This window comes from Bacillus sp. JJ1127 (assembly GCF_036965845.1).
Classification (GTDB): Bacteria; Bacillota; Bacilli; order Bacillales; family Bacillaceae_G; genus Bacillus_A.
This window is the reverse complement of sequence record NZ_JBALQK010000242.1, coordinates 4,760-11,491: the sequence shown is the minus strand read 5'-3', so window position 1 is coordinate 11,491 and position 6,732 is coordinate 4,760. Positions and strand designations below refer to the sequence as shown.

Annotated in this window: 6 protein-coding genes; 2 read left to right on the top strand and 4 right to left on the bottom strand. The window is 35.0% G+C overall.

Annotation, left to right across the window (positions count from 1 at the left end; translation table 11 throughout):
- Nucleotides 1-131: 131 nt before the first annotated feature.
- Together V7183_RS21130 and rsgA are read right to left on the bottom strand one after the other, a co-directional pair.
- A complete protein-coding gene (locus V7183_RS21130) occupies nt 132-2,114 on the bottom strand; it encodes a methyl-accepting chemotaxis protein (RefSeq protein WP_335360729.1) in 1,983 nt (660 codons plus the stop codon).
- Between the two features lie 198 nt (nt 2,115-2,312).
- The gene (gene rsgA, locus V7183_RS21125; RefSeq protein ID WP_335360728.1) at nt 2,313-3,362 is read right to left on the bottom strand and encodes a ribosome small subunit-dependent GTPase A; all 1,050 of its coding nucleotides are present in this window, start codon (nt 3,360-3,362) and stop codon (nt 2,313-2,315) included.
- A gap of 439 nt (nt 3,363-3,801) precedes the next feature.
- Here rsgA and V7183_RS21120 point away from each other — a divergent pair, with 439 nt between their 5' ends.
- On the top strand, nt 3,802-4,149 hold the full coding sequence (locus V7183_RS21120; RefSeq protein WP_097898584.1) for a DUF4257 domain-containing protein: 348 nt from the start codon (nt 3,802-3,804) through the stop codon (nt 4,147-4,149).
- An 85-nt stretch (nt 4,150-4,234) separates the two neighbouring features.
- The gene (locus V7183_RS21115) at nt 4,235-4,459 is read left to right on the top strand and encodes a hypothetical protein (protein WP_335360727.1); all 225 of its coding nucleotides are present in this window, start codon (nt 4,235-4,237) and stop codon (nt 4,457-4,459) included.
- A 55-nt stretch (nt 4,460-4,514) separates the two neighbouring features.
- On the opposite strand, the gene V7183_RS21110 is transcribed toward V7183_RS21115, so the two are convergent.
- A complete protein-coding gene (locus V7183_RS21110; RefSeq protein WP_335360726.1) occupies nt 4,515-5,702 on the bottom strand; it encodes an MFS transporter in 1,188 nt (395 codons plus the stop codon).
- 51 nt (nt 5,703-5,753) lie between these two features.
- On the bottom strand, nt 5,754-6,689 hold the full coding sequence (locus tag V7183_RS21105; RefSeq protein ID WP_335360725.1) for an aldo/keto reductase: 936 nt from the start codon (nt 6,687-6,689) through the stop codon (nt 5,754-5,756).
- Nucleotides 6,690-6,732: the final 43 nt, after the last annotated feature.

The window sequence follows — 6,732 nt, the reverse complement described above, 5'->3', positions numbered from 1 at the left end:
AAGAAAAAACCGATTCATCCCCCATCTTCACTTCGTTTAGAGGAAGGGATCTTCTCGGTTAAAATGATAAAACAAAAAGGAGCTATCCCCCTAGTAGCCATTCAACTACTGTTGAGACAGTCTCCTCATCACTATACTTTGAATCTTTCAATCAGTACTTGTAATTCCTCAGCCATTTGTGACAATGTACCCGCAGCAGAACTAATTTCCTCCATAGAAGCCAATTGCTCTTCAGCAGATGCAGCAATATTTTGTGTACTTGTCGCATTATTTTGCGCTGTCATGGCAATTTCACCAACTGAAATAGAAACCTCATTTGCACCTTTTGACATTCCATTTGCCGTTTCTACCATACTTTCAATTTGCGTAGCAATTTCATTTGTAGAATGCAATATCTCTGCAAAGTTCTGTTTCGTTTCATTCGCTATTACAAGGCCAGATTGAACTTCTTCATTCACATTACTCATCGACTTCACTGTCTTGCCCATATCTTCTTGTATTTCACCTATTAATTTCCCAATCTCACTTGATGATACGCTAGATTGCTCTGCTAGTTTTCGTACTTCATCAGCAACAATCGCAAACCCTCTACCATGCTCACCTGCTCGTGCGGCTTCAATTGCAGCATTTAATGCAAGTAAATTTGTTTGATCTGCAATATTTTGAATCGCTTCTAAAATATCACCAATTTGCTTTGATTTATCATTTAATGCTTGAATTACAGCATCTGACTGTGAAACAGACTCTGCAATCGAATGCATTTGATTCACTGTTTTCCCGACAAGTTCCCCACCATCTTCTGCTTTTTCACGTGTATATGTAGATGCATTGGCAATTGAAGAAGAACTGTTTGCTACATGTTGAATTCCCTCTGTTACATTATGAAGTAACATTGCTCCATTTTCTACACTTGATGTTTGTACTGTTGCTCCACTTGAAACTTGCTCCATCGCCATTGTAATTTGTTCTGTTGCTTCACTTGCTTGTCTCACACTTGCCGTCAGTTCTTCAGATGCAGATGCAACATGACCTGCTGAAGTATTAATTCTACCAATTAATGTGCGTAATGAATGCGTCATCTCATTAAAACCTTTCGCAAGCTGCCCAATTTCATCATTAGAATGAATTTCAATTGTTTGCGTTAAGTCCCCATCGCTAATTTCATGCGAAGTAACAACTAATTTTTTCAAGGGTCTTGTAATAGAAAGTGTCACAAAATAAATAAGTGTGCCCCCTACAAGTAATGAAATTACCATAATAATTAACATATTATAAAATACAGGTTGAGCTGCTTCAACTACTTCACTTGCATACATCGTTCCACCAATTTTCCAACCTGTTTTTAGATTTGTAGCAAATACCATTTTCTTCTCGCTGTTATCATATGAATAAGTAAAGGTACCATGATTTTCTTGATACATTTGTTTCGCCCAAGCATCCGCGGCTTTGTCACCTGATTCTTCTTTTGGATGAGCAATTATCTTTTGATTTTGATCTAAAATAAAAGCATATCCTTTTTTCCCAATATTAATCATTTTTGCTGTTTTTAATAGATTATCAAGGCTTAAATCTAAACCGATAACACCATTTTTATCTTCTGTTTGTTTGGCAATCGTTACCACAATATGGCCATTTCCTTTAGCCTTATATGGCTCCGTTACAATAATACCACCCTGCTTACTTACTGCATCTTTATACCAAGGACGTGTTGTTGGATCATAATCCGTTGGCATTTGTATATCTGGTTCTTGCACAAATTTCTTATCATTTCCTGCAACATACACCTGTTCAATATCTGGGTTTAAATTGGTATATTGAGATAGCAGTTTCTTTAATTCATCTTGATTCTCTCCCTGATAGAGATCACTCTTAATCATTCTCGCAAAATTATTAACATCGTTAAATTTCGCTTCAATCGTTTGATTAATTAAATTATCTAATATTTTAATATTATCATTTGCACTACTCATAATCTGTGATTCAAAATTCTTTTTAGCCGTTTGGTAAGACAGACCACCAATGACTGAAACAGCAGCAATTAAAATAATAAAAAATGAAATCAATAGCTTTTTTGCTACTTTCATATTTCGAAACCACTGTAATAGTTTACTCATGAAATCTCTCCTCTATTTTTCATTTTAATATTCGAGTTTTAAGATAAAAACGTCCTCTAAATGAACTTATTCATCATCATTTTCCGACTAACACTTTGTAAAGTTTAAACAAATAATTTCTTTTTGTCCATATATACGAATAATATTATTATAAAATTTACAAACGTAAAAAACCAAAGGAGCCTCCCTTTGGTTTTTTCAATTCTTTCTATGTTGTTTTACAATCTTTTTCCACTTAGCTCGTTCAGTTCGGGCAAGTGCTAAATCTTGTTTTCTCATCGTATATGCAATTTCTCTTTGCAACTTTTTATAATTTCGCAAACGCTCTGCTGCTATAATACCATCATCAATCGCCATTCGAACGGCACAGCCCGGTTCACTGTTGTGCTCACAATCACGAAAACGACACTCTTTGGCGAATTCTTCAATATCAGAAAATGTCGCATGGATTGCTCCGCTGCCTTCCCAAAGTTGAAGCTCTCTCATACCAGGAGTATCAATTACTAAACCACCACTTGACAATTGGAACAGCTCACGATGAGTCGTTGTATGCCGTCCTTTACTATCCTCTTCACGAACACCACCTGTTTTTGCAACTTCAGCACCCATTAATGCGTTTAATAAAGTAGATTTCCCAGCGCCTGAGGAACCAACGAGGGCAATCGTTTTACCAGGAGCTACAAATTGCTGCAAGGACTCAATTCCCTCCTGCTGCAAACTGTCAACTGCAAAGATTGGAACACCAATAGCTATCGCCTCTGTTTCCAATATCTTTTGCTCCACATCTTCACACAAGTCACTTTTTGTCAAAACAATAACAGGCATTGCTCCACTTTCATAAGCAAGTAATAAATAACGTTCCATTCTTCTCACATTAAAATCATGGTTGAGAGCATTTACTAAAAAAAGATAGTCCACATTTGCTGCTATAATCTGTTCAACAGTTCTGTTACCAGCTTCTTGTCTAGCAAAGGAACTCTTCCTTTGCAAAACACGGTGAATAATAGCCTTATTTTCTTCTTCTAACTTCTTTATATACACCCAATCACCAATTGCTGGATAATCCCCTTTAGATAACGCTTCATGCCGAAACTTTCCAGATAGCTCTGCTACATATTCACCATCATTACAAATGATACGATATATATGCTTATGTTCAAGTAAAATCCGTCCTACTTCATACTTGTCTACAGATTGATCCTCAAAAAAAGAATCCCATCCAAATGCTTCTAAACAATTTTGATTCAAATTAATATCCTCCCTATTTTGAGCCCAGTGGAAGGATTGTGCGATTCCTACAAAGTCTCGCTCTTTCCGTCCACCTTTGTATTCGCTTTCATATTTCTATCAATAATCATCGCCATAATACATCACCCCGTTCTTAGTTTAGTTAATCTCATTATATGTAATATCATTTTGAAAAGCTACTTTATTTAACGGAATTTTCGGATATATATTTTTTTATCGTTCTTATTTGTCCACAATGGCTGATTTCATCCTCCTTTTCTAAATTTATGATAATGAAAAAGAACGGAACATAATAGACTAAAATATATCAGAATTTTCTGTTACAACAAAAGTGAACAAGCATGTAGCCAGACTAAATTTTCTCAATATGCTTATATAAAATTTAAAAAGGAATATAAGTGTAAAAAACGAATCTTATTCACTAAAAGGAGTGGATTTGATGGAGATGTATCAATGGCTAACTGCTGTTCTCGTTGGTGGCATGACTGGCTTCGTTTCCCATCTAATCAATAACCAAGGCAAGTTATTGCTTCCACGCCGTTTAAAAACCTTCTTTCATCTTGGTTTTCTAACTGATATATTAACTGGTAGTCTTGCAGCACTTCTAGGACTCGTCTTATTTGATGTAATTACAATAAAAGAGATTATTAAAGTATCCATTGTCACTGCCATTTCAGGGCAAACCTTCTTACTTCATCAAGCACTTGGCGGTGAACAAGCCAAAAACACACAAATTGGTAAAGTCGATGAGAAAATTCAAGAAATTGACAAATTATTACGACGTTAATCTATACTTTCATTAAAAACTATTGCTATAATGAAAAATAAATATTTCTGAATTTTGTTGTCTGTCAGAAGAAAGGGTGTTTCGTATGCCAAAAAAGAAAATAGAAGATTTCTTAACAGACTCTGAAAAAGAGGAACTGGTAGAAAACTATAAATGTTTACGAGCAGCCCGCACAAAACGTGAAGCTAACCATTTTGGTGAAACAGTCAATCACCTATTAGATAAAGCAAAAAAACGAATTATTGAAGAAGCAGGAATAGAGGATGAAAATGCTGCAACGGTTCAATCTAAACGAAAAGCACTGTTTTAGTCATGTATCTAAAACAGTGCTTTTCGTTATTTTGTTTACATAATATTATTACTAGTTATAAAGAAGCAGTCTTCTGTTTTTTCCCTAATTCTCCTGTCATGTATCGATCACTTTTTCGGAATACTAAAAGTGAAACCACATATAAGATAGCCGTAAAAGAGCCAATGAAAATAAAATTATCAAATGCTGCAAACAGCACTCCCGCCACTGCCGCTCCAATTGTTTGTCCAATATACATAGAAGAATTTGCTAACGCCGCTCCTGTTCCCCTAGCTATGCTAGATATCTTTTGCAAACGGCTCATCATAAGTACAAATAGAATTCCTGTAATAAAAAATAAAATAAAGAAAAATAACTCACCCAATAGAATTTGTTTCAAGTACGGTAAAATAACATATAGACAAGCTACAACAAAAATGCCGCCATAAAAAGCATAAGTATAACCTAATTTTTTAACAAGTCTAGGTCCTAAAATATTGCCTGCTAGATTTCCTAATCCAAGTATAAGCATTGCTGTTCCTACTTCATTTACTTGTAACTTAAATTGAGTTGCTAACCATACTCCCAAAAATGAAAATGCTGCAAAATTACCTGTTTGGAAAAGAAAATATGCAAAGTAAGAAAGTGAAATCTTAGACTCCCCTAATAGTTGTTGATAACGACTTACAATAGATTGATGCTTTTGTTCTATTTGCAGTGGCTGTATTTCTGGCAATGCAATATAAATAAAAATGACAAGTATCGCTGAACAAATACCAATTATAAAGAAAGGTGTTGTATAGTGTATCGTTGCTAAATATGCTCCAATTGGTAATCCAAGTACTTGCGCTAATGATAGTCCTGCTGTTGCAATCCCAATTGATTTCATAACTTGATTTTTGGACACAAGAAGCGGAATAGATGCCCACACTTGTGGAGATACAAATGCTGCACTTATTCCTGCACAAAAGCGGAAGGTAATCATCCACCAAAAGCTTGGTGCTAATCCGCATAAAAACGTACTAATTGCAAAAAAGCTCATGCCTCCTAACATTACCCTCTTCCGATTTAATCCATCAGAAATAGGTCCAGCAATAAGTGCAAATACAGCATATCCCAGTGCATATGCACTTACCATCCATCCTGAAATTTCTGTTGGAATCCCGTATACTGTTTGTAGTGTTGGTAATAATGGTGAAATCAAAAAAGTATCTGTACCAATCATAAACATCATGATAAAAAATAATATCATAATTTTGTTCATCTTCTCCATCTCCTTAAATAGTAACAAAGGGTAGAATTTCACCCTTTGTTACTACTCCTCTAAAATAGATTGTATATATTCCAAATCACTCTCATGTAACGATACATCTACTACTTTTACATTTTCTCTTACTTGCTCTGCGCGTTTCCCACCAGGAATCACTGTATCAATTCCCCCTTGATTTAACAGCCAAGCTAACGCTACATTTGATAACCTTGTATTTTTCTCTCTAGCAAAATCTTTTAATTTTTCAACTTTCATAAAATTTTCCTCATATGTATGTTCCTCAAATAATGAGACATCTTTACGCCAATCTTTTTCATCTAGGCTCAAATCTTCTGGATATCTACCACCTAAAATCCCAAAAGCAAGGGGGCCATATGGAATAAATGAAATCCCTTCTTTTATGCAATATGGCAAGAGCTCCTTTTCCGCTGTACGATCTAACATATTATAAGGAGATTGCAGTACATCAATATCGCCAAACTGATTCGCCTCTTTTAGCTGAGCTAAGTTTACATTTGATATTCCTATCGAACGAATCTTCCCTTCTTCTTTTAAACGAACAAGTTCTCCAATTGAATCTATGTACATAGTTTCTGAATTTGTAAAATGTAAATAATATAAATCTATATAATCTGTCTGTAATCTTCGCAAGCTATTTTCAACTGCATTTCTTAAATAATTTGGTTCATTATTAATACAAGTAGAACCGCTCAATAATGGCTGTATCCCTCCTTTTGTGGCGAGTACAAGCTCTTGTCGTTTTCTTTTAATCGTCTCTCCTATTAATTCCTCAGATCTGCCAAATCCATATGAATCAGCTGTATCTATCAATGTAATGCCTTGCTGAAGTGCCTCCTCAATCATTCTTATTCCTTCTTGTTCATTCACATTTGAAAATAAATTATAGCCCCCTACTGCATTCGCTCCTAAACCAATTTGAGAAATTTGTAACCCTGCCTTTTGCAACTTCGTATACTTCATTTTTATCCCCCTATATATTTCTATTGTTCGAATATATTCGAAC